The sequence below is a fragment of the Mesorhizobium sp. M1E.F.Ca.ET.045.02.1.1 genome (assembly GCF_003952485.1).
Classification (GTDB): domain Bacteria; phylum Pseudomonadota; class Alphaproteobacteria; order Rhizobiales; family Rhizobiaceae; genus Mesorhizobium.
Genome location: NZ_CP034447.1, coordinates 6,667,995 through 6,694,744, shown reverse-complemented (window position 1 = coordinate 6,694,744; position 26,750 = coordinate 6,667,995). Strand labels below are relative to the sequence as shown.

Below are 26,750 nucleotides of genomic sequence, written 5' to 3'. Positions count from 1 at the left end.
AGGATTAGGAGCCTCTCGACATACGAAGGATGCGAACTGACTGAAGGCAAATTAATCCGTCTTATCCCATAGTATCGCGCAAGTAAGGTTTGACGAGTTTGTCGTAGCGAGGCCGAATGCGGGTCGGACGAACATAATGAAAGCAAATATTTGACAGTTACAGAAGTCGCCGACTTGCTGGGGGTGCTCAAAGAGGACGTGCTGCGAATGGCTGAGCACGGCGTCCTGCCGCATCCGATCACCATTGATGGCGAACCGCACTTTCCTGAGGAGCCGATCTTGCGCCGACGTGAGGAAGAGGACGACGCCGTCCCCTCAGCCGGAGGAAGACCCCTGCCGACGACGACATCATCGGGCTGACGCCACCGTCCTTACGGCCGGATCTCAGACAGCTGCCGTCGCAGGTTGATCGAATCGTCTTGCGCAGCCGATGGACCGTTGCTGCCCGACCGCACTCAGTCTGCATCGGGAGACTTCGGACGAATAGCCGACTGACCCTTACGGTCCTCTTCCAAGTCAATCGACTGCCAGCGTCGCGACGCCGTGCTGAGCAGTGGAAACGCCTGTCGATCCATTCTGTGGGGATATCTGTGGGGTAGCGGAAATACCAAATCGCTAACCCATTGTTTTTTCTGGTCGGAGTGGCAGGATTTGAACCTGCGACCCCATCGTCCCGAACGATGTGCGCTACCAGACTGCGCTACACTCCGTGACCAGACGGCGGGCTTATAGCCGCCGCTTTCCGATCCTGCAAGCGGGAATGGCTGCACTTGTGTCGCATTTCTTTTGCTTTCACCAAACGCGGTTCGAAAGCTTCGGATTTCGCCGCCTGGCAACAGAGACCCAAAAGCTTGTACGATCGGTCCGGTCTCCAACCCGTGCTCGGAGTTTGGCCCAATAGCTGCGCTCCGTGTCTTGGCCCTTCGCGGATTTCGAATCGGATAAACACCGCCTAAAAGCAGGTATGCTACTTATATCGATCAACTCCCGAGCGAGATCCGAATGAGCCAGCGTATCGTCAGTTTCGTCATGAGCGGCGGCGTCGGCTCGCGGCTCTGGCCGCTGTCGCGCGAGGACAACCCCAAGCAGTTCCATGATTTTTCCGGCGACGGCTCGATGCTGGCCAGGACCTTGCGCCGGCTGGCGGCGAGGCCCGGCGGAGAAACGCCGATCTTCCTGATCGCTTCCGAGCGCCATGCCGAGCGCGTTCATGCCGACCTTGCCGGCTTGGACCTGGCCGGCGGCGGCCCGCTGTTCGAGCCGACCGGGCGCAACACCGCGGCCGCGGTCGCGCTGGCCAGTCTGCGCACGCTCGCCGAATATGGCGACGAGTTGGTACTGGTGGTGCCGTCCGACCACGAGATATCGACACCGCGCCAATTCTGGCTCAGCATCGAGGCGGGCGCGGCGGCGGCCAACTCCGGGCGCCTGGTGGTCTTCGGCCTCAAGCCGGCGCAGCCCGAAACCGGCTATGGCTATATCGAGGTCGCGGCCGATAGGGGCGCAGTGTTCGACGTCTCACGCTTCGTCGAGAAGCCCGATCTCGCCACTGCGCGGACCTATCTCGATGCCGGCACCTTCTACTGGAACACCGGCATCTTCCTGTTCCGCGCCGGCGCCATGCGCGATGCGTTTGCTGCCTTGGCGCCCGATATCTGGCGGGCGACCGAAGCGGCCTACAGGGCGGCGACAAGCGATCTTTCCGGCCTCTATATGCCGCTGGAGCTCTATTCCGAGATTCCCTCGATCTCGATCGACTACGCCATCATGGAGCGGGCGAAGGACATCGCCATGGTGCCGGCCGGCTTCCGCTGGAACGACCTCGGCTCCTGGCAGTCGCTGCTCGATGTCGGCCCTTCTGACAAGGACGGCAACGTCATCGTCGGCGACGTCGTCGCCATCGATTGCGAGAATTCCTACATCCGCGGCGACGGCCGGCTTCTCTCGGCCATCGGCATGAAGGACGTCGCCATCGTTTCGACGGCCGATGCCACCTTCGTCGCGCCGGTCAGCCGTAGCCAGCACGTCAAGAAGATCGTCGAGCAACTGGAGAAATCCGGCCGTCTCGAGACGAGATTCACGCCGGCGCATGACCGCGTCATCGAAAGCGGCGCCTGGCGCCAGCGCGTCCACCACTGGCTGTTCGACGAGACGCTGCCGCTGTGGTCGACGTCAGGCGTCGACGAGCGGCATGGCGGCTTCCACGAGGCGCTCGGCTTCGATGCCTCGCCGCTGATGAAGCCGAAGCGCATGCGCACGCAGGCGCGCCAGGTCTACGCCTTCGCTGTCGCCAAGGAGCGCGGCTGGGACGGCCCCGCCGACCGGCTGATCGCGCATGGCATCGACTTCATGGCGGGCAGGGGCCGCACCGACAGAGGCGGTTGGGTGCGCACGCTCAATATCGACGGCTCGGTCGCCGACCCGGTCGAGGACGCTTACGATCATTCCTGCGTGCTCTTGGCGCTGGCGCACGCCCACATCTCCGGCCATCCCGACGCCTTGCGGCTGGGGGAGGAGACGTTTGCCTTCCTCGACGCCCATCTCGAGGACAGCCGCATGACGGGCTTCCTGGAGACCTCGGATGGGGAGGGCGAGCGCCGTTCCAACCCGCATATGCATCTGCTCGAGGCCTTCCTCGCCTGGCACCAGGCAACCGGCGAGCGCGCCTATCTGCGCCGCGCCTCACGCATCATCGACCTTTTCCGCAGTCATTTCTTCGATGCCGAAAGCTGGACGCTGGGCGAATATTTCGACGACGGCTGGAAACCGGTGGTCGGCGAGAAGGGCGCCTGGACCGAGCCCGGCCATCATTTCGAATGGGCCTCGCTGCTTGTCGATTTCGCGGCCCGCAGCGGCCAGACCGAGCTCACCGCCTTCGCCCGCAAGCTCTATGCCTCCGCCGTCGCCAATGGCCTCAACCGCGCCACCGGCCTTTCCTACGGCGCCGTCTCACGCCAGGGCCTGCCGCTCGACACGGTCTCGCGCAGCTGGCCGCAAGCCGAAGCCATAAAGGCGGCGATCGCGCTCGACGGCTCTGGCGGGCTCGACCTCAAACCCGAGATCGAGGCGCGCGTCGGCCGGCTGTTCCGCTGGCACATCGACCCGGCGCCGCTCGGCCTCTGGATCGACCGCATCGACGAGCGCGGCCGCTCACTGGCGACCGACGTGCCGGCGAGCATCTTCTACCATCTGGTCTGCGCCCTGACGCAGTATCTGGATGGGACGGCGGGGGAGGGGTGAGGCGGCGCCTGCGCAACTAAACGTCGCCGTCCTCGTCGAAAACCGCTTCAATATCACGAGCGCCGTGCAGGACTCGCTCAATGCGCACATTATCGCCTTCAGCCATGTAGAAAACTACATAGTGCTGGAACGGAATTGAACGCAGACTTGGCATTAGCGAGGATCGGAGCGCGCCGCCGCGCGGTGCGTCGGCAATGCGCCCACACCGTACTCTGAGCGCGGCCAGAAAACGCCGAGCCGCAGCTGGGTTTTCAGCATGGATATAGTCGCCGATTTCCTCGACATCCCTTGCGGCGGCAGGTGAGAATGTGACAGCCATTACTTATGGCTTGTGTCGCGGTACTTCGCTTCCAGCTGGTCAAGAACCTCCGATGCCGGAATGCCGGGGCCGCTTTCTTTCCCCTTGCGGATATCATCACGCAAAGCAGCAAGCTTCGCCTGCCGCTGCTCCTCGCGCTCCTCAAGGAGGCGCAGGCTATCACGTACGACTTCGCTGGCGCTTGCATAGCGGCCGCTTTCGACGAGCTCGCGTACCAGTGCCTCATAGCGAGAACCGATGTTATAGCTTGCTGGCATGGCTCAGTTCCTTGCTATTATCCATTCTTATCAATTTATGATAAGCGCGGCCGAGCCGGTTGCCAAGTCAATACGGGCTCGCCACATCCCCCGTCTCAACATACACCGCCTTCAGCTGCGAATAGTGCGCCAGCGCGGCAAGCGAGTTCTCGCGGCCGATGCCGGACTGCTTGACGCCGCCGAAGGGCATTTCTACCGGCGTCAGATTGTAGGCGTTGATCCAGCAGGTGCCGGCCTGCAACTCGGCGATCACCCGATGCGCGCGCGGCAGGTCGCGTGTGAACACGCCCGCCGCAAGGCCGAATTCGGTATCGTTGGCGCGCTCGATGACCTCGTCCTCGCTGTCGAACTTGAGCACGCTCATGACCGGCCCGAAGATCTCCTCGCGCGCGATGCGCATGCCGTCGGTGACGCCGGTAAACACGGTCGGCTCGATGAAAAAGCCGCCCTGAAAACCCTGCAGCGACGGCACGTTGCCGCCGCAGGCGAGCGTCGCGCCTTCCTGCTTGCCGGCCGCGATATAGGAGGCGACCTTGTCCTGCTGCGCCTTGTTGACCATCGGCCCCATCTGCGTTTCCGGATCGAGCGGATCGCCGATGCGGATTTTCTTGGTGCGCTCGATCAGCCGCTCGACGAAGCGATTATGGATGCCGCTCTGGACGAAGACGCGCGTGCCGTTGGAGCAGATCTGGCCGGTGGAGTAAAAGTTGCCGAGCATGGCGCCGCCGATGGCGTTCTCGAGATCGGCATCGTCGAAGACGATCAGCGGCGACTTGCCGCCGAGCTCCATCGTCGCGTGCTTCATCTTCGAGCCGGCGAGCGACAGCACCTTGCGGCCGGTCGGCACCGAGCCGGTCACCGAAACCTTGGCCACCAGGTCGTGGCCGACGAGGCCGGCGCCGACATCGCCAAAACCCTGGACGACGTTGAACAGCCCGTCGGGCAGCCCCGCCTCGCTGTAGATCTCGGCCAGCGCCAGCGCCGAAAGCGGCGTGTTCTCCGACGGCTTGAACACCATGGCGTTGCCCATGGCCAAAGCCGGCGCCGATTTCCAGCCGGCGATCTGGATCGGATAATTCCAGGCGCCGATGCCGACGCACACACCGAGCGGCTCGCGCCGCGTATAGGCGAACGGCCCGCCGAGATCGATCATCTCGCCGTTGAAGGCAGCGACCGCGCCGGCGAAATATTCGAGACAGTCGGCGGCCGAAGGCGCATCGGCCACCAGCGTCTCCTGGATCGCCTTGCCGGTGTCCAGCGTCTCGATGCGCGCCAGATCGGCATTGCGCGCGCGAAGAATGTCGGCGGCGCGGCGCAGGATGCGCCCGCGCTCGACGGGCTTCAGCCGCGCCCAGGCCGGCTGCGCCGCGCGCGCGGCCTCGATCGCCAGCTCCAGCACGTTTGGCGTCGCCGAATGCAGCGTCGCGATGGTCTCGCCCGTCGCCGGATAGATCACCGGCAGGCGCGCGCCGCCTTCGTCCTCGATGTAGCGGCCGTTGACATAATGCGATGCCGTTGGCTGGGCGCGCATGGGCGGTTCTCCAGTTCTCTTTCGAGGGGCGAAGCGATCCGTCCGGATCATGCGCTATCTGTCGGCCACCTGCCAGCGCGGATTGATCCAGGGCGCCTGGTTGGACGGCGCAAGCGGCGTGCGGCCGAGGATGTGGTCGGACGCCTTCTCGCCGGTCATGATCGAAGGTGCGTTGAGATTGCCGTTGGTCACGCGCGGGAAGATCGAGGAGTCGGCGACGCGCAGACCTTCGACGCCGATGATCCGGCATTCCGGATCGACGACGCTGGTCAGGTCGTCGGCGCGGCCCATCCTGCAGGTGCCGCAGGGATGGTAGGCGCTCTCGGCATGGTCGCGGATGAAGGCGTCGAGCTCGTCGTCGGACTGCACATGGCTGCCCGGCGAAATCTCCTTGCCACGGAACCCATCGAACGCCTTCTGGCCAAAAATCTCGCGCGTCAGCCGGATGCAGTGGCGGAACTCGCTCCAGTCGTCCGGATGCGACATGTAGTTGAAGCGGATCACCGGCTTGGCAAGGGCGTCGGGAGAGCGCAGCGTCACCGAGCCACGCGACTTGGAACGCATCGGCCCGACATGCGCCTGGAAGCCGTGTGACTTCGCCGCCTTCTTGCCGTCATAGCGCACCGCCGCCGGGATGAAGTGATACTGGATATCGGGATAGTCGACGCCGGCCTGCGAGCGCACGAAGGCTGCGGCTTCAAAGTGGTTGGTGGCGCCGAGGCCCGTCTTGAAGAACAGCCACTGCGCGCCGATCATCGCCTTGGAGAAGGGATTGAGCACCGAATTCAGCGTGATCGGCCTGGTCGCTTCCTGCTGGATGTAGAGCTCCAGATGGTCCTGCAGATTGGCGCCGACGCCCGGCCGATCGGCGACGACCTTTATGCCGTTTTCCTGCAGATGCGCGCCGGGGCCGATGCCTGACAGCATCAGGATCTTGGGCGAATTGATCGAGGATGCCGCGACGATCACTTCGCGTCGCGCCTTAACGACCTGAATCTTTTTGTTAGCTTCGATCTCGACGCCGATGGCGCGTTGATTCTCGATCACCACACGTCGGGCGAAGCCCTTGACCAGCCTCACATTCTTTCGCTTGAGAGCCGGTTTCAGATAAGCATTGGCCGCCGACCAGCGGCGGCCACCCCAAATGGTTTGCTCCATCGGGCCGAAACCTTCCTGCTTCGATCCGTTGTAGTCGTCGGTGAGCTCGAAACCGGCCTGGCGGCCTGCCTCCATGAAGGCGCCGTAGAGCGGGTTCTTGCGCGTGCCGCGCTGCACATGCAGCGGGCCGCCGTGGCCTCGCCAGCCGTCCTCGCCGCCGTCGGAATCTTCCATGCGCTTGAAATAGGGAAGCACATCGGCGAAGCCCCAGCCGGTCGCGCCCTGTTCGGCCCAGTGATCGAAGTCGCGCGCATGGCCGCGCACATAGACCATGCCGTTGATCGAGGACGAGCCGCCGATGACCTTGCCGCGCGGCGTGGCGAGCACCCGGCCGCCGAGATGCGGCTCAGGCTCGCTGGCGAAGCCCCAGTCATAGAGGCTCATATTGAGCGGGATCGACAGCGCCGACGGCATCTGGATCAGCGGTCCGATATCGGTGCCGCCGAACTCGATGACGATCACCGAGTGCTTGCCGTCCTCCGACAGCCGATAGGCCATGGCCGAGCCGGCGGAGCCGGAGCCGATGATGACGAAATCCGCTTCAAGCATTGTTCATATGAGCCATGAAATCGGCGAGCGAGACATTGCCGCCGGTTGCAACCACAAGGACGGTTTTGTCCTTCACATCCACTTTGCCGCCAAGCAGTGCTGCCAGAGACGCCGCGCCCGAGGGCTCCAGCACCAGCTTCATCCGCTCGAAGGCGATCTTCATCGCGCGCCGCACCGAGGCGTCGTCGACGGTCACGCCGCGAACGCCGGCAGCACGCACCGCGGCGAACGGCGCCTCGCCGGGCTTGCGCGCCATCAGCCCGTCGCAGATCGATTTCGGCCCAATCGGCATGGTTTCGATCGCGCCATGCGCGAGCGACGAGCCCATGCCGTTGAAGCCTTCAGGCTCGACGGCGATGATCTCGGTTTTCGGCGACAGATAATGGAAGGCGAGCGAGACGCCGCCGATCAGCCCGCCGCCGCCGACCGAGCAGAAGACGAGGTCGGCGTGAGCCTTCTTGGCCGCCAACTGGTCGAGCGCTTCCAGCCCGGCGCCAGCCTGGCCGGCGACGATCTCGGGATCGTCGAAGGGATGGAGCAAGGTGAGCCCCTCGGTCTCGGCGATCTCGCGCGCCTTGGCGGCCGCGACTTCCTCGCGGGCGCGATCGCCATGGTCGGTGAGCACCACGCGCGCGCCATAGCCTGCGGTCGCGTCGCGTTTTGCGGCCGGCGCATCGATCGGCATGACGATGGTGACGGGAATGCCGAGCGCCTGGCCCGCGGCCGCCAGCCCTTGCGCGAAATTGCCGGAGGAATAGGCGACGACGCCCTTCTTCGCTTCGTCGGGCGACAGCCGCGTCAGCCGCCAATAGGCCCCGCGCACCTTGAAGGAGCCCGCCCATTGCAGCGATTCCGGCTTGACGAAGACGCGCGCTGCGCCCGTCTCCCTGGCAAGGGCAGCCGACTCCAGCAGCGGCGTCACCTGCGTTGCCGCGGACGTCACGGCATAGGCACGTTTCAGGTGGTCCAGGGTGGGAACGAGAATATCAGCCATCATTCGCCTCGCGGATAGCGTTTGCTTTCCTCGAGATTGTCGAGGTTCATGTGATTGCGCATGTAGCGCTCCGAGGCCTTCTGCAGCGGCTGGAAGTCCCACGGGTAGTAGGCGCCGTTGCGCAGCGCCGGATAGACGACCCAGCGGCGCGCCTGGCTTTCGCGGACTGCGGCATCGAACCCGGTCATGTCCCAGCGCGCCCGGACTTTGTCCATGAAAGCGGCCACCAGGGCTGCGTTCGTCGCATCGTCGGCGAGGTTGTTACGCTCGAGCGGATCGGCGTCGAGGTCGAACAGTTGCGGCGCGTCGAGCTCGCAATGGATGAACTTGTATTTGGCCTCGCGGATGGCGACCAGCGGCGCGTAGGACCCTTCGGCCGCATATTCCATCAGCACCGGCGCGACGCGCGCTTCGCCGTCGAGCAGCGGCAGCAGCGACTGGCCGTCGGTCCACGGCGCGATCCCCGCGATGTCGATGCCGGCGAGGTCGCAGAGCGTCGGGGTCACGTCGAGGTTGGAGACAGGCGCTTTGACCAGCCCGGCCGGCACGCCTTTGCCGGCGATCATCAGCGGCACACGCACGGACCCTTCGAAGAAGCTCATCTTGAACCACAGGCCGCGCTCGCCCAGCATGTCGCCGTGATCCGAGCAGAACAGGATGGTGGTGTCGTCGAGCATGCGGGTACGCTTGAGAACGTCCAGCAACTCGCCAAGCTTGTCGTCGACATAGGAAATGTTGGCGAAATAGCCACGCCGCGAGCGTCGCACTTGTTCGTCGGTGATCTCGAAAGATGCATAGTCGCTGGCGTGGTAAAGCCGTTGCGAATGCGTGTCCTGCTCGTCATACGGGATGAACGGTGTTTCCGGATCGAGCGCCTGGCAGTGTTCGTAGAGATCCCAGTACTGCTTGCGCGCGACATAGGGATCGTGAGGGTGGGACAGCGAAACGGTGAGGCACCAGGGCCGGCGGCCTGGATCGTCCTGCTCGCGCGAAAGCTGGTAGATTTTTTGCTTCGCCAGGAACACGACCTCGTCGTCATACTCCATCTGGTTGGTGGTCTCGGCGACGCCGGCACCGGTGACGGAGCCCAGATTGTGGTACCACCATTCGATGCGCTCGCCGGGCTTGCGATAGTCCGGTGTCCAGCCGAAATCGGCGGGATAGATGTCGGTGGTCAGCCGCTCCTCGAAGCCGTGCAACTGGTCCGGTCCGACGAAATGCATCTTGCCGGACAGGCAGGTGTAATAGCCGGCGGCGCGCAGATGATGCGCGAAGGTCGGGATCGAGGAAACGAACTCGGCCGCGTTGTCATAGACCCCCGTTCGCGAAGGCAACTGGCCGCTCATGAATGAGGCCCGGCCCGGCGCGCAGAGCGGCGAGGCCGTGTAGTTGTTGGCAAAGCGCGCCGAGCGCTGGGCGAGCGCCTTCAGATGCGGCGCATGCAGGAAATCGGCTGGCCCATCCGGGAACAGCGTTCCGTTGAGCTGATCGACCATGACGATCAGGAAATTGGGCCGTCGGGTCGTCAAGGCAGGCTCCGTCCGTTGAGCTTGGTTTCGAGATAGTCTTCGACCAGCGCGATCGCGCTCTGCGCGTTAGGCACGCCGTCCTTCAGCGCGCGCCGGATGTAGAGTCCGTCGATCAGTGCCGCCGTCGCTTCCGCGACGCGGTCTGCCTCGGCTTTAGGCAGGATGCCGGTCAGCCCGCTCATCAGGTTGGAATGCAGGCGCCGCGCATAGATGCGGAGCAGCCGCCGCAAGGCGGAGGACTTCTGCGCCTCGACATAGAAGGCGAGCCAGGCCGCGATCGTCTCCGGCTGGAACTGCTCGTCGGAGAAGCTGACAGCGACGACGGCGGAGACGCGCTGGCGCGGCGTGGCGGCGGGGCGAAACGCGCGCTTCGTATCGGCATTCAGCTCGGCGAGGATGTGCCGCATCGTTGCGAACAGCAGCTCGTCCTTGGCGCCGAAATAGTGATGCGCGAGCGCAGACGACACGCCAGCGCGGCCGGCGATCTCCGACATGGTCACGTCCAGCGAGCCGCGCTCGCCGATCGCCGAGATCGTCGCGTCGATGAGCGCCTTGCGGCGCAGTGGCTCCATTCCGATTTTCGGCATTTGGGGGGTCCGTTTGGCATGAGATTATTTTTTATTGACGGATCAATCAACAAAAAATTCCGACCTGGGATCAACCGATCGTGTCGCTCTGGCCCATCCATGGGACTGGAAAAAAGTTCACTATTGAACAATATTGAGTAACCGGCCGCGACGGGACGTGCTAGGCTCGCGGCAAATGGAGGCTGCCATGACCGCATGCATCATCGGCTGGGCGCATTCGCGCTTCGGCAAGCTCGAAGGAGAGACGCTGGAGGGCCTGATAACCAAGGTCGCCGTGGACGCGCTCGACCATGCCGGCATCGGTCCCGACGACGTCGACGAGATCGTGCTTGGCCATTTCAACGCCGGCTTTTCCCCGCAGGATTTCACCGCGAGCCTGGTGCTGCAGGCTGATGCCCGACTGCGCTTCAAGCCGGCGACCCGCGTCGAGAATGCCTGCGCCACCGGCTCGGCCGCCGTCAGGCAGGGCATCCGCGCCATCGATGCCAACGCTGCCCGCATCGTGCTGGTGGTCGGCGCCGAGCAGATGACGACCACGCCCGGTCCGGAGATCGGCAGGAACCTCCTCAAGGCGTCCTATCTGCCGGAGGAGGGCGACACGCCGGCGGGTTTCGCCGGTGTCTTCGGCAAGATCGCGCAGGCCTATTTCCAGCGCTATGGCGACCAGTCGGACGCGCTTGCCATGATCGCCGCCAAGAACCACAAGAACGGCGTCGACAACCCCTATGCCCAGATGCGCAAGGATTTCGGCTACGAGTTCTGCCGCCAGGAAAGCGAGAAGAACCCGTTTGTCGCCGGTCCGCTGAAGCGCACCGATTGCTCGCTGGTCTCGGACGGCGCCGCGGCGCTGGTGCTCACCGACACCGCGACGGCGCTGAGAATGCGCCGCGCCGTCACCTTCCGCGCCAATGAGCACGTCCAGGATTTCCTGCCGATGTCGAAGCGCGACATCCTTGCCTTCGAAGGCTGCGAGCGTGCCTGGGAGCAGGCGCTGAAGAAGGCTGGCGTCACGCTCGACGACCTTTCCTTCGTCGAGACGCATGACTGCTTCACCATTGCCGAACTCATCGAATATGAGGCGATGGGGCTGGCCAAGCCCGGTGAGGGCGCCAAGCTCGCGCTCGACGGCACGACGGCAAAGGACGGCCGGCTGCCGGTCAACCCTTCCGGCGGATTGAAGGCCAAGGGCCATCCGATCGGCGCCACCGGCGTGTCGATGCATGTGCTCACCGCGATGCAATTGACCGGCGAGGCCGGCGGCATCCAGGTGCCGGGAGCCAAGCTGGGCGGCATCTTCAACATGGGTGGCGCTGCCGTCGCCAATTACGTTTCCATCCTCGATCGGATCAGGTAGAAGCGGCCCGCATTTCATTGCGGGGAAGCCATGAGTAATCCGGTTCTGGTCGAGGTTCTGCGCGGCGCGGTGGTCGAAAGCGCCCATCGCGGCGCTGTTTCTGTCTTCGATGCCGACGGCAAGGCGGTTCTGGAGATTGGCGACACCGCGCGCCCGGTGTTCCCGCGCTCGGCGGTGAAGGCGATCCAGGCTCTGCCGCTGGTCGAAAGCGGTGCGGCCGACGCCTATGGCTTCGGCGATCGCGAGCTCGCACTGGCCTGCGCCTCGCATTCAGGCGAGCCGGCCCATGTCGAACTGGCCGCGGCGATGCTGGCCAAGGCGGGTCTCGACAAGACCGCGCTCGAATGCGGCGCGCACTGGCCGTCGAACCACGATGCGACGATTGCGCTGGCGCGCATCGGCAACGTGCCCAACGCGCTGCACAACAACTGCTCCGGCAAGCATGCCGGTTTCCTCTGCACCTGTGTGCACTCGGGCATCGCCCATGGCGGTTACGTCAAGGCCGGCCATGCTTTGCAGGAGATGGTACGCGACGCCATGCAATCCGTGACCGGCGCCGCGCATGATGTCGGCCATAGCGCCACCGACGGCTGCTCGATCCCGACTTACGCCGTACCGCTGAAGAGTTTTGCGTTGGGCTTTGCGCGTATGGCGACGGGCAGGGGTTTTGCGCCCGAACGCGCCATGGCGGCGAAGCGGCTGCTCTCGGCCTGCATGGCCGAGCCGTTCCTGGTGGCCGGCACCGGCAAGGCGGATCTTGCGCTGATGCGGGCCGCCCCAGGCCGCATCTTCGTCAAGACCGGCGCCGAAGGCGTCTATTGCGCGGCACTTCCCGAATTCGGCCTCGGCATCGCTTTGAAATGCGATGACGGCGCCAGCCGGGGAGCCGAGGTGATGATCGCCTCGGTTCTGGCAAAGCTGCTGCGCGATGATGAGGCGCTGGTGGCGAAGCTCACCGAACTCGCCCATCCGGCTATCGAAAGCCGCGTCGGCGCCAAGGTCGGTTCGCTGCGGCCGACGGCGGCGCTCAGCTAGCGCGGACAATGCCACCCGCAATATGCTGTGGTGGCTCCCCGGGGTGAGCCAGGAAATTACCTCTTCTGAGCCATCTTCAGCGACAGCACCAAAGTCATCGGATTTTTCGGGGGAGCCTGGAAGCCATAGTGCTCATAAAACGCTTTGGCTCCATCCGATATGGCATGAACCAAGAGACCGCGAATGCCGAGGATGGCTGCCGCTTGACCGGTCCGCAGCACCGCGTCCTGCAACAGGGCGCCGCCCAGACCTTTTCCCTGCCAGCTTGCATCGACAGCCAAACGGCCAAGTACAGCCACGGGCACCGGATCGGGCATATTGCGCCGGATCGAACCGGGTGTACCCGCCAGGTCAAGTCCACCTGATGAAAGGCAATAATAACCGACAACACGTGTGGTTTCTGCAATCACATAGGTTCTGGACGCCCCGATGACTTGATTGGCGCGCGCCCGCCGTCGAAGCCATTGATCCAGGCTGTCGTTCCTGCTTTGGAAAAGGTCGAGTTCGTGACTATCGGCAAGAAGGGCTGGTGCCGATAGCATCAGTCCCGCCAAGGCTTCGGCGCATTCATCAGGCGGGCAAATCCCTCGCCGCTCGGAGGCCGATCGAGGATATCGAGATAATGCTGATAGCTTTCGGCATCGACCTTGACGAGCGTCTGGTCGAGCAGCGTGTCTTCGGCCGCACGGTAAGCGGCGTCGATCATGAAGTCGGAGCGAGTCTTCCCGCGTATCTTCGCGGCGCGGTCGATCAGGATGCGGACATCCTCACGGATGCGCAGATTGACGGGCTTGGCGTGGGTGTCCTGGTTTTTCGCGGCCATGGCAATGAATCCTTCCGTCATCAATATGGCATATTTGCATACACAATGTGTATCTAAATCTGAGATCGTGGCTGTAGCCTAGCTCACCTTGTTGCGCTCGACGGTCAGATGCGCGTAGCCCGTCTCGGCTGATCGGGCGAGGTCGCCCGTCACCGGATCGGCCCAGCGCTGGCCGATGATGGCGCCGTTCTGTGCGCCGTCGATGACGTTGTCCGAGATGACGGCGGTGCCGGAACCTTCGACCACGCTGACGACGATGCCTGTCCCGGCTTTGCGGATGATGTTTCCCGTCGCCACGACATTGCGCAGATACGGTCCCCAGCCGAGCTGCATGCCGTAGAGCGGTGCGTTCTCGACCACATTGCCCGAAACCGTGGTGTCGGCCTCGGCGCTGATGCCGACGCCGAAGCCGGGCGGGTCGGCGGTGTAGGGGCCGACCGTCGAGAGATTCCGCACGATGTTGTTCGAGCACACGGCCATGCGGCCGCCCTCGTTGAAGTTGACGATCGAGATGCCGTTGGCGGCGCCATCGACGAGATTGTTGCTGAGGATCGCGCCCTCGAAGGAGAATTCGGAATAGATCCCCGTCTCCCCCGAGCGCGAGCAGGTGTTGCCGGTGATCTGTAAATTGCTCGAGCTGTTGGCGCGGACCGCCGAGAAGGCGCAATCCGAGACGACGTTGCCGGAGATGATGACGTTGCCGGCGCGGAAGGCATTGATGCCGTTGCCGTTCTGGCCGGTGCCGCCGCTGCGCGCCCCGATGCGCTGCACGCGGTTGCCGCTGACGATGGTGCCGTCCTCCGCCTGTTGCCAGCGATGCACCAGTATGCCGCCATTGGCGCAGTCGGACACCGTATTGCCCGAAATCTCCAGGCCGCCGGCCTCGACCGAATAGATACCGGCGTCCGCCGCGCCGGAAATGTCGGAGCGGCCGATGCGGCCGGCGACATGTTCCAGCGCCAGCCCGTTCTTGCCGCTGCCGGTGACCTGGCAATTGTCGACGGCGAGATGCGCGACGCGGCGCAAATCCAGCAGCCCCTGTGCATAGTCGGCCAGCCAGCGGTTGCTGCCGTCGAAAACCAGCCCGCTGAGCTCGATATGTTCGGCCTGTTCGGCCATCATCAGGTGGCCGCTGCCGCCATAGACGATGCGGGTCGCGCCGGGCACGCCCGACAGCCGCACGCGCGCCGGCAGCTTCAGGTTGGAGACCAGATAGGTGCCGGGCGGCAGGAACACCGGCGCGTCGCGATCGCTGGCGTCAGTGAGCATCTTGGCGAAAGCCTTGCTCTGGTCATCCAGCGTGCCCGGCTGCACGCCGATCTCGACGGCATTGATCGAACCGCGCATTGCGGCCATTTCGATGCCGGGCAGCATCTTCGCCGACGCCTTGCCGGCAAGCAGCCCGGCGGCGGCAAAGCCTGCGCTCCGGGCAAGCAGCGTTCGTCTGTTCAACATCGGCACAGGTCCTGGCGTTTCGCCCGGTCCGTCGCAGGAATCGTGCCAAGGCTGGCTCGTTGGCAAATCGCTTGTGCAGTCGCCTCGCCGGGCCTAAGTTCATTGCATGAGCAGAGCTTTTACCCGCGAAGAAGACAGCGAAAATGCCATTGCCGGCGTCGGCGAGCGGCCGATCAGCACGCACCGCAATCTGGTGACGGAGCGGGGCCTAGCGATGATCGAGGACAATCTCGCCGAGCTGCGCGATCTGATGGCCAAGGCTGAAAGGCGGGGTGACCGCGAACGCCTTGCGGTCGTGTCGCGCGACCTGCGTTACTGGACCGCGCGGCGCGAGAGCGCCGAGCTTTCCGAGCCGGAGCCAGGCAGCGACGTTGTCCGCTTTGGCATGGGCGTCACGCTGGAAGGCGACGACGGCAAGAAGGTGCATTGGCGGATCGTCGGCGAGGATGAGGCAAATCCGTCAAAGGGCAGCATTTCCCATGTCTCACCGATGGCTTTGGCCCTCTTCGGCAAGAAAGTCGGCGAGGTCGCCGCCGTCAACGGCAAGGAATGGGAGATCGTCAAGCTCTCGGACAAGGCCGAGAACTAGTTCTCGACCTTGATAGTATGGTCGCGGAAGAAGGCTACGGCACCAGCTTCGTCGATCTCGCCCGCGGCAACGCCCATAACGAATTCGTAGATCGTGCCATTGTCGGCTGTAAGGCCGTAACCCTTTATGATCAGGAAGGCGCCCGCGGCCACTATAGCCGTGCGTTTGTTGCCGTCGACAAAAGCGTGGTTCCTGGCGATGTCGAAAATATAGGCGGCCGCCAGATCCTCGATTGTCGGGTGACGATAATTGGCCTTGTTCTCGGCGCGGGCGAGCGCGGATTCGAGAGCGTTCTCATCCCTCAAGCCCTGCGCGCCGCCATGTCGGCGCAACTGCTCGGCATGCATCGCTTCCACAGCGCGACGCGACAGGAACTGCCAGCTCATTCGGCGAGCTTCTGAAGCGCGACCTTGTACTTGTCCATGACCTTGCGAGCGGCTTCCATCTGCCGCTCGAAGCTGTCGTCCACGGGCTCAAGGGCAATGCCCTTGTCCGTTTCGACAATCTGAAGCTGGTCGCCGGCTTTGATGTTCAGCCGATCGAGGATTTCCTTCGGCAGGATCACACCTTCCGAATTGCCGATCTTGCGAACGGTGGTGTTCATGACGGATCATCCTGTTACAACTTTAATTATAACGCGTAACGCCCAACGTTACAACAGGAATTATAACGACACTACCCGGCCGCCAGCAGCCGATCCATCAGCCGGTCCGCCGCTTGCGGGATCACGGTGCCCGGCGGGAAGATTTCCGCCGCGCCGGCCTTGAGCACCGCGTCATAGTCCTGCGGCGGGATGACGCCGCCGGCGACGATCAGCATATCGCCATGGCCGAGCTTCCTCAGCGCTTCCTTGAGCTCGGGGATCAGCGTCAGATGCCCGGCCGCGAGTGAGGAGGCGCCGATGATGTCGACATCGTGCTGGACGGCAAGCTTTGCGATTTCATCCGGCGTCTGGAACATCGGGCCGACGGTGACGTCGAAGCCGAGGTCGGCAAAGGCGCTGGCGATCACCTTCTGGCCGCGATCGTGGCCGTCCTGTCCCATCTTGGCGACCAGGATGCGCGGCCTGGCGCCGGATTTCTTCTCGAATGCCTCGATCTTTTCCTTGAGCCGGTCGACGGCCGGATTGTCGCCGAGCGCGTCGCGATAGACGCCGGAGATGGTCTGGACGGTGGCCGCATGGCGGCCGAAGACCTTCTCCAGCGCCAGCGAGATTTCGCCGACGGTGGCGTTGGCGCGCGCCGCGCGGATCGCGAATTCGAGCAGGTTCTCGCCGCTTTCGGCGGCACGCGTAAGCGCCGCCAGCGAGTCCTCCAGGGCGGCGACATCGCGTGTGCCCTTCAGCCGCTGCAGCTTCGCCAATTGCCTGGCCTTGACCTCGGCATTGTCGATCTTGAGCACATCGACCTCGATATCGGCTTCCGGCCGGTGCGCGTTAACGCCGACCAGCACCTGCTCGCCGGAATCGATGCGCGCCTGGGTGCGCGCCGCCGCTTCCTCGATGCGCAGCTTCGGAATGCCTTTCTCGATCGCCGCCGCCATGCCGCCGAGGTTTTCGACCTCCTCGATATGGGCCAGCGCGCGGGCCGCCAGGTCATGCGTCAGCCGCTCGACATAGGCCGAGCCGCCCCACGGATCGATCATGCGCGTCGTGCCGGATTCCTTCTGCAGGATGAGCTGCGTGTTGCGGGCGATCCGCGCCGAATGATCGGTCGGCAGCGCCATCGCCTCGTCGAAGGAATTGGTGTGCAGCGACTGGGTATGCCCCTGCGTCGCCGCCATCGCCTCGATCATCGTGCGGGTGATGTTGTTGTAGGGGTCCTGCGCCGTCAGCGACCATCCGGAAGTCTGGCAATGGGTGCGCAGCGACAGCGAGCGATCGTCCTTCGGCGAAAAATTCTTCTTCATCAGGCTCGACCAGAGCAGCCGCGCGGCCCTGAGCTTGGCGACCTCCATGAAGAAGTTCATGCCGATCGCCCAGAAGAAGGAGAGACGCGGCGCGAAGCGGTCGATGTCGAGCCCGGCGGCGACGCCGGCGCGGGCATATTCGATACCGTCGGCAATCGTGTAGGCGAGCTCGAGATCGGCCGTCGCGCCGGCTTCCTGCATGTGATAGCCGGAGATCGAGATCGAATTGAACTTCGGCATATGCCGCGAGGTGTAGGCAAAAATGTCCGACACGATCCGCATCGATGGCTTCGGCGGATAGATATAGGTGTTGCGGACCATGAACTCCTTCAGGATATCGTTCTGAATGGTTCCCGCTAAGTCCTTTTGCGCGACACCCTGTTCCTCGGCCGCAACGATGTAGAGCGCCATGATCGGCAGCACGGCGCCGTTCATCGTCATCGACACCGTCATTTCGCCCAGCGGAATGCCGTCGAAGAGCTGGCGCATGTCGAGGATGGAATCGATCGCCACGCCGGCCATGCCGACATCGCCGGCAACGCGCGGATGGTCGCTGTCATAGCCGCGATGGGTGGCGAGGTCGAAGGCGACCGAAAGCCCCTTCTGGCCGGCGGCAAGATTGCGCCGGTAGAAAGCGTTGGATTCCTCTGCCGTGGAGAAGCCGGCATATTGCCGGATGGTCCAAGGCTGCTGGACATACATGGTCGGATAGGGGCCGCGCACGAAGGGCGGCAGGCCGGGATAGGTGTCGAGGTTGGCGAGGCCCTTGAGGTCGCCCTGCGTATAGAGATGCTTGACCGCGATGCCTTCCGGCGTCATCCGCTGGCCCTTGAGATCGACCGGTATGCGGCGCGGCGCCGACCAGCCGATCTGGCTGAAATCCGGGATCATGATCCGGCTCCGATAGACTGATCGATACGCACTGGAAACAGCGGCTCGCACACGGCCACGCCTTCCGTCAGCGCAGGCCGACGCTCGGCCTTCAATATCTCGACCGGGCGCTCGCTGCCGGCACGGAACAGGGTGGTGCCGATGATCGAGCGCGTCCCGGTCCGGTATGCGGCATTGCGCTTCGCGGCGGCCGTCTGCACGCGGTTCTGGATATAGCCTTGCTGCAGGCTGTCGAGCACGCCGCCCTCGGCTTCGATGCGCTGGAATTCCTCCCAGGCCGCGGCGCAAAGATCCTCGGTCAGCGCCTCGACCGCGCCGGAGCCGTTGGCGGGGTCGGCGACATGGTGGAGATGGCTTTCATGCGCCATGATCAACTGCGCGTTGCGGGCGACCCGCCGCGCGAAGCCGGCCGGCAATCCATGCGCGATGGTGTGCGGCAGGATCGAGATCGAATCGGCGCCGCCGCTTGCCGCCGCGAAAGCGGCGATCGCCGTGCGCAGGATGTTGGTCTCGGGGTCCGCCATTGCCATCATGCGATAGGAGGTCTCGGCGTGGACGTTTGCCGTCGAGGCCGGGATAGAGCAGGCCTCCTGGATGCGCGCCCAGAGCTTGCGCAACGCCCGCACCTTGGCCATCGACAGGAACTGGTCCTGGTCGACGCTGAGCGCGAAGCCGATATAGGGCGCGGCATAGACCAGCGGCTGACGCGCCTTCTCGAACATCCTGAGATAGGAGACGGCGGACGCCATCATCGTGCCGAGCTCCTGCGCCTCGGTGGCGCCGGCATTGTGGAAAACACGGCCGTCGGCTTCGAGCAGCGCGCCCGGCACGCCCATCGAGAAGAAATGCGCCAGCGACTGCGGCATCGATTCCTGCAGCGCCTCGATCGAGGTGCGCAGCCGCCCGGTGCCGGCGAAGATCGCCGCCGGGTCGATGCCGAAGGAAAGGTTGAGCTTCGTCGGATCGGAGCGGCGCCGGGTCAGGAAGGCAAGCAGCCAGTCGGCCACGGCGCGGCTCCAGGGATGCGCGTCGATGCGGACCTGCACACGGTTGAGCGGCACGCCGTCGAGCACCGTCTCCAGCGCTTCCGCGGTTCTGGGCAGGCCGTAGCCGAAGGCATTCGGCGCGCCCTCGAAGACAAGCGACAGCCCGGTAGCGCCCTGCGCGATGTCTTCCAATGCTTGCGCGCTGGCGCGAGCGATATCCGGGTCGTCGACGCGCTGGCTGACGATCCAGGGCAATGTCGGGTTGGTGCGCACCAGCGGCTCGGCGCTGGCCGAGCGTTCGCTGAGCGGCTCGATGCGGATGCCGTCATCGGTGTGCGAAACGAGCTTCTCCTCGAAGGAGCCGCCGGCAAGCGCCTTTTCCGCCAGCGCCAGCCAGCGCTTGGCGTCCGGGTTCGGAAGGTCGACATCCCTGGTCAAGGTGCCGGCGCCCATCGCACTCCTCGTCTCTTGCCGCATCAGCCACCAGTCTAAGGTTCTCGGCCGGATATCACAATCGACATCCGTCGCCGTTGTCCCCGCAGCCGCTAACCGATTGCCAAACATGCTCGAAATCCGCAAGCTCGGTAAGATCGATTTCGATGGCGGCCCCAAATTCGATGATAGGCCTCCGTTTCGATGATGGGCCCCCGTTTCGATCATTGCCATTGTCGCCCGGCCAAGGCGTTACTATACCTCCGATAAGGCCGGGCGTTTTTTGACGGAACAGATTGCGGAGACCGACATATGGCTGACGACACCAGCATCTTCATCGGCGCCAGCCGCAAGCCCGACGATTCCTACCAGCGCGCCGAGGAATTGCTGCTGCGCTACGGCAACCGCCACGGGCTGATCACCGGCGCCACCGGCACCGGCAAGACGGTCAGCCTGCAGGTCCTGGCCGAGGGCTTTTCCAACGCCGGAGTGCCGGTCTTCTGCGCCGATATCAAGGGCGATCTGTCCGGCATCGCCCTGATGGGCGAGGCCAAGGATTTCCTGGTCAAGCGCGCCGAGCAGGTGAAGCTCGATCCCTACCAGTTCCAGGAGTTTCCGGTCATCTTCTGGGACCTGTTCGGCGAGCAGGGCCATCCGATCCGCGCCACCATCTCGGAGATGGGGCCGCTGCTCATGTCGCGGCTGATGAACCTCACGGAAGCGCAGGAAGGCGTCATGAACATCGCCTTCCGCATCGCCGATGAAGAGGGTCTGCTGCTGCTCGATCTCAAGGACCTGCAGGCGTTGCTCGCCAACATCGCCGAGCGCGCCGACGAGCTCAGCGCCCGCTACGGCAACGTCACGAAACCGTCGGTCGGCGCCATCCAGCGCACGCTCCTGGTGCTGGAGCAACAGGGGGCCGCGAATTTCTTCGGCGAGCCGGCGCTGCGTATTGCCGATCTCATGCGCACGACCCGTGACGGCCGCGGCGCGGTCAGCGTTCTCGCAGCCGACAAGCTGATGATGAACCCCAGGCTCTACGCCACCTTCCTGCTCTGGCTGATGTCGGAACTGTTCGAGGAACTGCCGGAGGTCGGCGATCTCGAGCGGCCCAAGCTGGTCTTCTTCTTCGACGAAGCGCATCTTCTGTTCGAGGACGCGCCGAAGGTGCTGATCGACCGCGTCGAGCAGGTGGTGCGGCTCATCCGCTCCAAGGGCGTCGGCGTCTATTTCGTCACCCAGAACCCGCTGGACATCCCGGAAAAAGTGCTGGCCCAGCTCGGCAACCGCGTCCAGCACGCGCTGCGCGCCTATACGCCGCGCGAGCAGCAGGCGGTGCGGACCGCGGCCGAGACCTTCCGGCCCAATCCCGATTTCGACTGCGCCACCGCCATCACCCAGCTCGCCACCGGCGAGGCGCTGGTCTCGATGCTGGAGGACAAGGGCGTGCCGGCCATGGTCCAGCGCACGCTGATCCGGCCGCCATCCTCGCGGCTCGGGCCGATCACGCCGGACGAGCGCCGCAAGATCATCGCCGAGAGCCCGGTCACCGGCCAGTACGACCAGGTGGTCGATCGCGAATCGGCCTTCGAGATGCTTCAGAAGAAGGCCAAGGAGGCGCAGGACGCCGAGGCGCAGGCGCAGCAGCAGAACAGCGGCGGCTCGCGCTGGACAATCCCGGGCTTCGACGACGTTTTGGGGTCTGGCAACCGGCGGTCCTCTAACCGCCAGACGGTGGCGGAGGCCGCGATCAAGTCGGTGGTGCGCTCGGTCGGTTCGTCCGTCGGCCGCGCCATCGTTCGTGGCATCCTGGGCAGTTTGGCGCGCGGGCGGTGAGAAGCGCCGTCACGCTGAACCGCGGTACGGCTCAGCCGACCTCGATGTTCATTTCGGCGATCAGCCGCTCGCGCCCCGCCAGCGAGTTCAGCGCTTTGTCGCCCAGTTCCCGGGCGACGAGGTTGAGCAGCGCTTCGCAAAAGACGATGTAGGCGCCCATGCTGTTCGAATAGAAACTGCTGGCGTGCGGGATGAAGAATGCATGCTCGGCCGGAGGAACGAGCGGCGAGGATCGGGAATCGGTGATCGCGATCACCGACTGACCGTTCGCCGCCGCAACCCGGCCGACCTCGGCGACGCTGCGTGTATAGGGCGCGCAGCTCGCGACGATGACGACGTCGCCCGGCTCGAGCTGCGACAGTGCCTCGGCGACGCCGAGGCGCGGCGCGTCCAGAAGCGCCACGTCGGAGCGCACCATCCCAAGGCAATAGGTGAGGAAGCTCGCCAGCGAATGGAACTGGCGAACGCCGTGGACGCGCACGCGCCGCGCGCTTGCCAGCAGCCTGGTCGCGCCTTTCAGCGAGGCGCCGTCCAACTGGCCGAGGAAACCATCGACATTCGCGGCCGTTTCCCGCGCCAGCTGCCCGAAGACCTCGACGTCGGCGTCGCCGACGGAGGGCGTCGCCATGAGCCGGCCGGCCTGGCGGCTATAGAAATATTGCTGGTCGTTGGCGATGGCCTTGCGGAATACGGCCTGGAAATCGCTGAAGCCTTCGAAACCGAGGCGCTTCGCCAGCCTGGTGAGCGTCGACGGATTGATGCCGAACTGGTTGGCGAGCTCCGAGATCGAGCGGACGGCCGACTGCTCGGGCGCCTCCACCAGCTTGGCGAACACGTCATGCGCCTTGGAGCCGAGTGAAAATCCTGCCTCGTCGCGGCCGACCGAGAGCGCCAGCGCTCTCAGATCCTCGATGGTGCGCGGCGGCTCCGCAATGGCTTCCTCTGGCATCGCCCCCGTTCCTGTTCACCCAGCGACAGGGACCAGCCCATCCCGCATGTCGAAGCGCGCTGCTTCGTGCGCTTTATCGTAGACAGCCCACTCGACCTTGTCAGCCCCGACGCGGAAGACAGCGGTGGCCATGGTGTTCTCGACATCGCTGTCGGCCGGATCGGTGCGATAGATCGGCAGCTCCGGGTCGGCCGCGTCCCACAAGATGCCGCGCGCGCGGTCTTGCGGGTCCGACTGCAGCGTGTGGCCGAGCAACAATTCGCCCCGCCGCTGGCGCACGCCGGACGATCCGGTGACGATCTGCGACATGCGTCCCGTGTCGGCGTGGATGAGGTGGTTCGAATGGACCCGCGCCGCTTCGACCTGGTCGGCCGACAGCGTTTGCGCGGTGAACTCGACGCTGAGCAGCCTCTCGTCGCCGGCTTGCGCCAGGGTCAGGTGAAAGGCGCCGGCGCGCGGCGCCGATCTGAGCAGGGCCAGCACCGCGTCGAGACTGGGCGCATCGAGGATGGCGCGGGCGAGCACCATGCGCGGCGTCCCTGCACCGCCAGCCAGCGGCCTGATGTTGTTGACCGTCTGCACCAGCCCCGCCGACGTGGCCGCGAACGTATGCCCGGGCAGTGAGCCCGGATAGACAAAGGCGGTGAATGAATTGCCGCCTTCGGACGTCACATGGGCCAGCGCGCAGTGGCCGGCGAATTCCGGGTCGCCATCCTCGTTGTGGCCGATGACATGCGGGGAACCGGGCAACTGGACGGTCGTGCAGCCATCCGGCGCCATCGCCCAAATGTCGCCGCGGCAGTTCCACAGGAAGACATCGTCGAAAGCCAATTCCAGCCCGGCGGCAAGACCCTGCAGCTCGGCCCAGTATCGGGGAAACCGTTCCCGCACGATCATCGCCATCGTGCCGATGCGGGGATCGGCGCGGCGTGCGGTCAGCTCGCGCCAGGCGGCGGAAGTACGAAAATGCTCATGCAAGGCCGCTCGGCCAAACTGCCCGAGAGCAGCCCCCACATCATACGGCGACCCCGCGATATCGATGAAGGAAAGCCGGGGGAGCGCGTCATGCGACATGCTGCAGAAACTCTTTCAAGCGAGGGTTTTGCGGGTTTGCAAGCAGCTCCCGCGGCTCGCCGTCAACAGCGATCTTACCGCCTTCCATGAAAATCAGCCTGGTTCCGACCTTGCGGGCAAAGGCCATCTCGTGGGTGACGACGATCATCGTCATGCCTTCCTCGGCCAGCGCCTGCATCACGCGCAACACTTCATGCCTGAGTTCGGGATCGAGCGCCGAGGTCGGCTCGTCGAACAGCATCAGCTTGGGCTTGACGGCAAGCGCACGCGCAATGGCGACGCGCTGCTGCTGGCCGCCGGAAAGCTCGCTCGGATAGTGATGCGCCCGTTCGGCAAGGCCGACCTTGGCGAGCATTTCCAGCGCCTGCTTGCGTGCCTCCTGCCGCGTTTCGCCACGCACCCGGCGCGGGCCGAAGGCGACGTTCTCGAGTGCCGTCATCTGCGGAAACAGGTTGAACTGCTGGAAGACCATGCCGGCTTCCTGGCGGATCAGGCGGACCTTGCGGCCGCCGGACTTGACGCTGATGCCGTCGACGATGAGGTCGCCGCCATTGATCTCCTCCAGCGCGTTGATGCAGCGAAGCAGCGTCGATTTGCCGGAGCCGGAGGGGCCGATCAGGACGACCTTCTCGCCGGCCTCTATCGACAGGTCGACCTGGTCGAGGATCGTGACCTGGCCGAAGCGCTTGGTGACTTTTTTGAACGCCACGATGCTCACAGGATGCGCATCCTCTTTTCGGTCAGCCTGAGGATCAGGGTGAGCGTGCCGGTCATGATCAGGTAGAACATCGCCACGGCCGACCAGATCTCGACGGCTCGGAAGTTGGCCGCCATGATTTCCTGGCCTTGCCGGGTGAGCTCGCCGACCCCGATCACGATGAACAGCGAAGTGTCCTTGAGGCTGACGATGAACTGGTTGCCCAGCGCCGGAATCATGCGGCGGAAGGCAAGCGGGCCGATGATGTAGAAAAGCACTTTCCAGAACGGCAGGCCGAGCGCCAGGCCGGCTTCGCGCAATCCGCGATGGACGGAAAGGAAGGCGCCACGCACGATCTCGGCGATATAGGCGCCGGCATTGATGATGATTGCCATGATTGCCGCCGCCAACGGGTTGATGCGGACATCCGCCAGGATGGGCAGCGCGAAATAGATGAACATCACCTGCACGATGATCGGGGTGCCGCGAATGATCTCGACATAGACCATGGCGATGGCGTTGAGCACGATGTTGCCGTAAGCGCGCGCCAGCCCGGCGGCGAAGCCGATCAGAAGCCCGCCGGCGAGCCCGGCGAGCGCGATCAGCACGGTGAGGCGGGCGCCTTTAAACAGCTCCGGCAGGGCCTGCCAGATGACGGACCAGTCGAAATCCATGAGAGCTATCCTTCAGGGAAGGCACGCCGGCCATGCCGGCGCGCCAGGAGATCCAAGGGAAACCCCGATGATCAGCTCTTCGGCGGCTCCGTGCCGAACCACTTCTCGTAGATGGCCTTGTAGGTGCCGTCGCCCTTCAGCTTGGCGATCGAAGCGTTGACCTTGGCGACGAGCTCGCTGCCCTTCGGGAAGGCGATGCCATATTGCTGGGCCATCATCTGTGGGCCGACGGTCTTCACTTTCCCCTGGCCGTTGGTCTTGATGTAGTAGAGTACGTTCGGCGTGTCGTGCATGGCCGCGTCGGCGCGACCGGTCGCGACTTCGAGATAGGCATTGTCGCTGTTGGGGAAGAGCCGTAGATCGGTGCCCTTGAAGTGCTCCTTGGCATAGTCTGTCGCCGAGGTGCCGGTCTTCACGGCAAGCGTCTTGCCGACAAGATCTTCCGGACCCTTGATCGTGCTGTTGACCGGCACCATCAGCAGGAATCCGCTGTCGTAGTAGCCGTCCGAAAAGTCGATGACCTTCTTGCGCTCGTCCTTGATGGTGATGCCGGCCAGGCCGACGTCGACCTGCTTGGTCTGGAGCGCCGGAATGATGCCGTTGAAGTCCATCGGCTGCAGCGTGTAGGTCACGCCGATATCCTTGGCGATTGCCGCCCACAGGTCGATGTCGAAACCGACATACTTGTCGCCCTCCTTGAACTCGAACGGAACGAAGGCGGTGTCCGTCGCCACGATCAGGTCGTCGGCAAAGGCCGGCTGGCTAAGGACGAGCGTTGCCGCGACGGCCGCGGCGGCGGTGAGGCTTGCAAGTGCGAATTTCATTTTTCGGGTTCCCCTTTTTGTTGGAATTGCGCTGGAAGCCTAACACTGTCGATCCGATATCGCAAATTGAAAATGCATTTAATAGCAATATGCATTTGATATTTGCATATTGCGGCAATGGTGGTTGAATCCGACAAGGGAGCCCCGCCAGCAAAAAATTCAGATGCTCTAGGCAGCGCCCCATTGGTTCCTAAGCGTGTCCGCGTCGGCGAGGGGCAGCCCGCAAGCTTCGACCGCTCGCTTGGCGGCCGCGACCAGGTCCTGATTTCCGAAAGCCGGTGTCCCATTGGGCAGGAAGAGATTGTTCTCGAATCCGACACGCGCATGCCCGCCGAGCAGGGCCGCGGCGGTGACGCATGCGGTCTCCTGACCGCCAAAGGCGCAGACCATCCAATGGCCGGATGCCGGAATGCCGGGCGCCAGGAACGGCAGCAGGTCGGCGGGACGGGACGTCTGCCCGACCGTATAGCGGCCGAGCACGTAGAGAACCGGCAGGTTGTCGAAGGGGATCAGGCCTCGGCCGGCGAGCGCCGCGAGATAGGTGGCCTCCTCGGGGGTATAGAGGATGATCTGCGGCGTGACCTTCTCCCTGCGCAGCGTCTCGAGGAACGACGCGAAAGCCGCTTCATGCGCTTGGTCGGGCACGAGCTCGCGCAAGGCCAGCGAAACCGCTTCGGGGCGTACTTCCAGCGCCACCCGCATCTGCTGCTCCGGCCTATAGATACCCAGCGCCTCACTGGTGATCTGGAGAACGAGCCTGTCGCCGACGCTCGCCCTGATCGCGGCAGTCGCGGCCCGATAGGCCTCGGCGTCGAGCAGGTGGCGACCGTCGCGGCCGCGGACATGGACATGGATCATGGCGGCGCCGGCATCGAGCGAGGCCGCGGCCACATCCGCCAACTCAGCCGGCGTAATCGGCAAAGCCGGATGATCTGCTTTAGTGCGCCGGCCGCCGTTTGGCGCCACGGCGATTGCTACGGGATCGGAGCGCCCGGAACCAGTCTGCCCTTGGTTTGCACCATCTTCCACGGCTTGCTCCATTTGTTGCATAAAATTATC

General features: G+C 64.3%; 26 protein-coding genes and 1 tRNA gene. 6 read left to right on the top strand and 21 right to left on the bottom strand.

What is annotated here, in order from left to right:
* The first annotated feature begins 150 nt into the window (after positions 1-150).
* Positions 151-360 (top strand): helix-turn-helix domain-containing protein, encoded by a 210-nt coding sequence (locus EJ070_RS32795; protein ID WP_126095048.1) that lies wholly within the window; start codon positions 151-153, stop codon positions 358-360.
* A gap of 273 nt (positions 361-633) precedes the next feature.
* Here the strand turns inward: EJ070_RS32795 and EJ070_RS32790 are convergent.
* Positions 634-710 (bottom strand) — tRNA-Pro (locus EJ070_RS32790).
* Between the two features lie 292 nt (positions 711-1,002).
* Here EJ070_RS32790 and EJ070_RS32785 point away from each other — a divergent pair.
* Positions 1,003-3,240: an AGE family epimerase/isomerase gene (locus EJ070_RS32785; protein WP_126095047.1), complete on the top strand. Its 2,238-nt coding sequence runs from the start codon at positions 1,003-1,005 to the stop codon at positions 3,238-3,240.
* Positions 3,241-3,256: 16 nt separating this feature from the next.
* On the opposite strand, the gene EJ070_RS32780 is transcribed toward EJ070_RS32785, so the two are convergent.
* The 7 genes from EJ070_RS32780 to betI all read right to left on the bottom strand — a co-directional run bounded on the left by EJ070_RS32780 (position 3,257) and on the right by betI (position 10,164).
* Entirely contained in the window at positions 3,257-3,559 is a 303-nt protein-coding gene (locus EJ070_RS32780; RefSeq protein WP_126095046.1) for a type II toxin-antitoxin system RelE/ParE family toxin, read from the bottom strand.
* Positions 3,559-3,816, bottom strand: coding sequence for a type II toxin-antitoxin system ParD family antitoxin (locus tag EJ070_RS32775; protein ID WP_126095045.1), 258 nt, complete (start codon positions 3,814-3,816; stop codon positions 3,559-3,561). Before EJ070_RS32775 ends, EJ070_RS32780 begins: the two co-directional genes overlap by 1 nt.
* Positions 3,817-3,883: 67 nt before the next feature.
* A complete protein-coding gene (gene betB, locus EJ070_RS32770; protein ID WP_126095044.1) occupies positions 3,884-5,347 on the bottom strand; it encodes a betaine-aldehyde dehydrogenase in 1,464 nt (487 codons plus the stop codon).
* Positions 5,348-5,401: 54 nt separating this feature from the next.
* The gene (gene betA, locus EJ070_RS32765) at positions 5,402-7,054 is read right to left on the bottom strand and encodes a choline dehydrogenase (protein WP_126095043.1); all 1,653 of its coding nucleotides are present in this window, start codon (positions 7,052-7,054) and stop codon (positions 5,402-5,404) included.
* Positions 7,047-8,051, bottom strand: coding sequence for a threonine/serine dehydratase (locus EJ070_RS32760; RefSeq protein ID WP_189350205.1), 1,005 nt, complete (start codon positions 8,049-8,051; stop codon positions 7,047-7,049). The genes betA and EJ070_RS32760 overlap by 8 nt, the downstream gene beginning before the upstream one ends.
* Positions 8,048-9,577 (bottom strand): choline-sulfatase, encoded by a 1,530-nt coding sequence (gene betC / locus EJ070_RS32755; protein WP_126095041.1) that lies wholly within the window; start codon positions 9,575-9,577, stop codon positions 8,048-8,050. Before betC ends, EJ070_RS32760 begins: the two co-directional genes overlap by 4 nt.
* The gene (gene betI / locus EJ070_RS32750) at positions 9,574-10,164 is read right to left on the bottom strand and encodes a transcriptional regulator BetI (protein WP_126095040.1); all 591 of its coding nucleotides are present in this window, start codon (positions 10,162-10,164) and stop codon (positions 9,574-9,576) included. Before betI ends, betC begins: the two co-directional genes overlap by 4 nt.
* A gap of 187 nt (positions 10,165-10,351) precedes the next feature.
* On the opposite strand from betI, the gene EJ070_RS32745 reads away from it, so the two are divergent.
* Entirely contained in the window at positions 10,352-11,518 is a 1,167-nt protein-coding gene (locus tag EJ070_RS32745) for an acetyl-CoA acetyltransferase (protein ID WP_126095039.1), read from the top strand.
* 30 nt (positions 11,519-11,548) lie between these two features.
* Positions 11,549-12,553 (top strand): asparaginase, encoded by a 1,005-nt coding sequence (locus EJ070_RS32740; RefSeq protein WP_126095038.1) that lies wholly within the window; start codon positions 11,549-11,551, stop codon positions 12,551-12,553.
* A gap of 56 nt (positions 12,554-12,609) precedes the next feature.
* On the opposite strand, the gene EJ070_RS32735 is transcribed toward EJ070_RS32740, so the two are convergent.
* From EJ070_RS32735 to EJ070_RS32725, 3 genes are all read right to left on the bottom strand, one after another.
* Positions 12,610-13,095, bottom strand: coding sequence for a GNAT family N-acetyltransferase (locus tag EJ070_RS32735; protein ID WP_126095037.1), 486 nt, complete (start codon positions 13,093-13,095; stop codon positions 12,610-12,612).
* Positions 13,095-13,376, bottom strand: coding sequence for a DUF1778 domain-containing protein (locus tag EJ070_RS32730; protein ID WP_126095036.1), 282 nt, complete (start codon positions 13,374-13,376; stop codon positions 13,095-13,097). Before EJ070_RS32730 ends, EJ070_RS32735 begins: the two co-directional genes overlap by 1 nt.
* Before the next feature lie 78 nt (positions 13,377-13,454).
* Entirely contained in the window at positions 13,455-14,831 is a 1,377-nt protein-coding gene (locus tag EJ070_RS32725) for a TIGR03808 family TAT-translocated repetitive protein (RefSeq protein ID WP_126095035.1), read from the bottom strand.
* A 106-nt stretch (positions 14,832-14,937) separates the two neighbouring features.
* On the opposite strand from EJ070_RS32725, the gene greA reads away from it, so the two are divergent.
* Entirely contained in the window at positions 14,938-15,420 is a 483-nt protein-coding gene (gene greA, locus EJ070_RS32720) for a transcription elongation factor GreA (protein ID WP_126095034.1), read from the top strand.
* Here the strand turns inward: greA and EJ070_RS32715 are convergent.
* From EJ070_RS32715 to EJ070_RS32700, 4 genes are all read right to left on the bottom strand, one after another.
* Positions 15,417-15,806, bottom strand: coding sequence for a type II toxin-antitoxin system death-on-curing family toxin (locus tag EJ070_RS32715; protein ID WP_126095033.1), 390 nt, complete (start codon positions 15,804-15,806; stop codon positions 15,417-15,419). The genes greA and EJ070_RS32715 overlap by 4 nt on opposite strands.
* Positions 15,803-16,024, bottom strand: a complete 222-nt coding sequence (locus EJ070_RS32710) for an AbrB/MazE/SpoVT family DNA-binding domain-containing protein (RefSeq protein ID WP_126095032.1) — start codon at positions 16,022-16,024, stop codon at positions 15,803-15,805. The genes EJ070_RS32715 and EJ070_RS32710 overlap by 4 nt, the downstream gene beginning before the upstream one ends.
* A gap of 71 nt (positions 16,025-16,095) precedes the next feature.
* Positions 16,096-18,219, bottom strand: a complete 2,124-nt coding sequence (gene scpA, locus EJ070_RS32705) for a methylmalonyl-CoA mutase (RefSeq protein ID WP_126095031.1) — start codon at positions 18,217-18,219, stop codon at positions 16,096-16,098.
* A complete protein-coding gene (locus tag EJ070_RS32700) occupies positions 18,216-19,658 on the bottom strand; it encodes a methylmalonyl-CoA mutase subunit beta (protein WP_126095030.1) in 1,443 nt (480 codons plus the stop codon). Before EJ070_RS32700 ends, scpA begins: the two co-directional genes overlap by 4 nt.
* Positions 19,659-19,949: 291 nt before the next feature.
* On the opposite strand from EJ070_RS32700, the gene EJ070_RS32695 reads away from it, so the two are divergent.
* Positions 19,950-21,473, top strand: a complete 1,524-nt coding sequence (locus EJ070_RS32695; RefSeq protein ID WP_126095029.1) for a helicase HerA-like C-terminal domain-containing protein — start codon at positions 19,950-19,952, stop codon at positions 21,471-21,473.
* A 31-nt stretch (positions 21,474-21,504) separates the two neighbouring features.
* Here the strand turns inward: EJ070_RS32695 and EJ070_RS32690 are convergent, their stop codons facing one another.
* The 6 genes from EJ070_RS32690 to EJ070_RS32665 all read right to left on the bottom strand — a co-directional run bounded on the left by EJ070_RS32690 (position 21,505) and on the right by EJ070_RS32665 (position 26,732).
* Positions 21,505-22,422: a MurR/RpiR family transcriptional regulator gene (locus EJ070_RS32690; RefSeq protein WP_126095028.1), complete on the bottom strand. Its 918-nt coding sequence runs from the start codon at positions 22,420-22,422 to the stop codon at positions 21,505-21,507.
* Between the two features lie 15 nt (positions 22,423-22,437).
* A complete protein-coding gene (locus tag EJ070_RS32685) occupies positions 22,438-23,496 on the bottom strand; it encodes a C45 family peptidase (RefSeq protein ID WP_126095027.1) in 1,059 nt (352 codons plus the stop codon).
* Complete coding sequence (glnQ, locus tag EJ070_RS32680) at positions 23,486-24,214, bottom strand: glutamine ABC transporter ATP-binding protein GlnQ (RefSeq protein WP_126095026.1); 729 nt, start codon at positions 24,212-24,214, stop codon at positions 23,486-23,488. The genes EJ070_RS32685 and glnQ overlap by 11 nt, the downstream gene beginning before the upstream one ends.
* Positions 24,211-24,867 (bottom strand): glutamine ABC transporter permease GlnP, encoded by a 657-nt coding sequence (gene glnP, locus EJ070_RS32675; protein WP_126095025.1) that lies wholly within the window; start codon positions 24,865-24,867, stop codon positions 24,211-24,213. Before glnP ends, glnQ begins: the two co-directional genes overlap by 4 nt.
* A 71-nt stretch (positions 24,868-24,938) precedes the next feature.
* Positions 24,939-25,691, bottom strand: a complete 753-nt coding sequence (gene glnH, locus EJ070_RS32670; protein ID WP_126095024.1) for a glutamine ABC transporter substrate-binding protein GlnH — start codon at positions 25,689-25,691, stop codon at positions 24,939-24,941.
* A gap of 168 nt (positions 25,692-25,859) precedes the next feature.
* Positions 25,860-26,732 (bottom strand): 3-keto-5-aminohexanoate cleavage protein, encoded by an 873-nt coding sequence (locus EJ070_RS32665; protein ID WP_126095023.1) that lies wholly within the window; start codon positions 26,730-26,732, stop codon positions 25,860-25,862.
* Positions 26,733-26,750 lie beyond the last annotated feature (18 nt).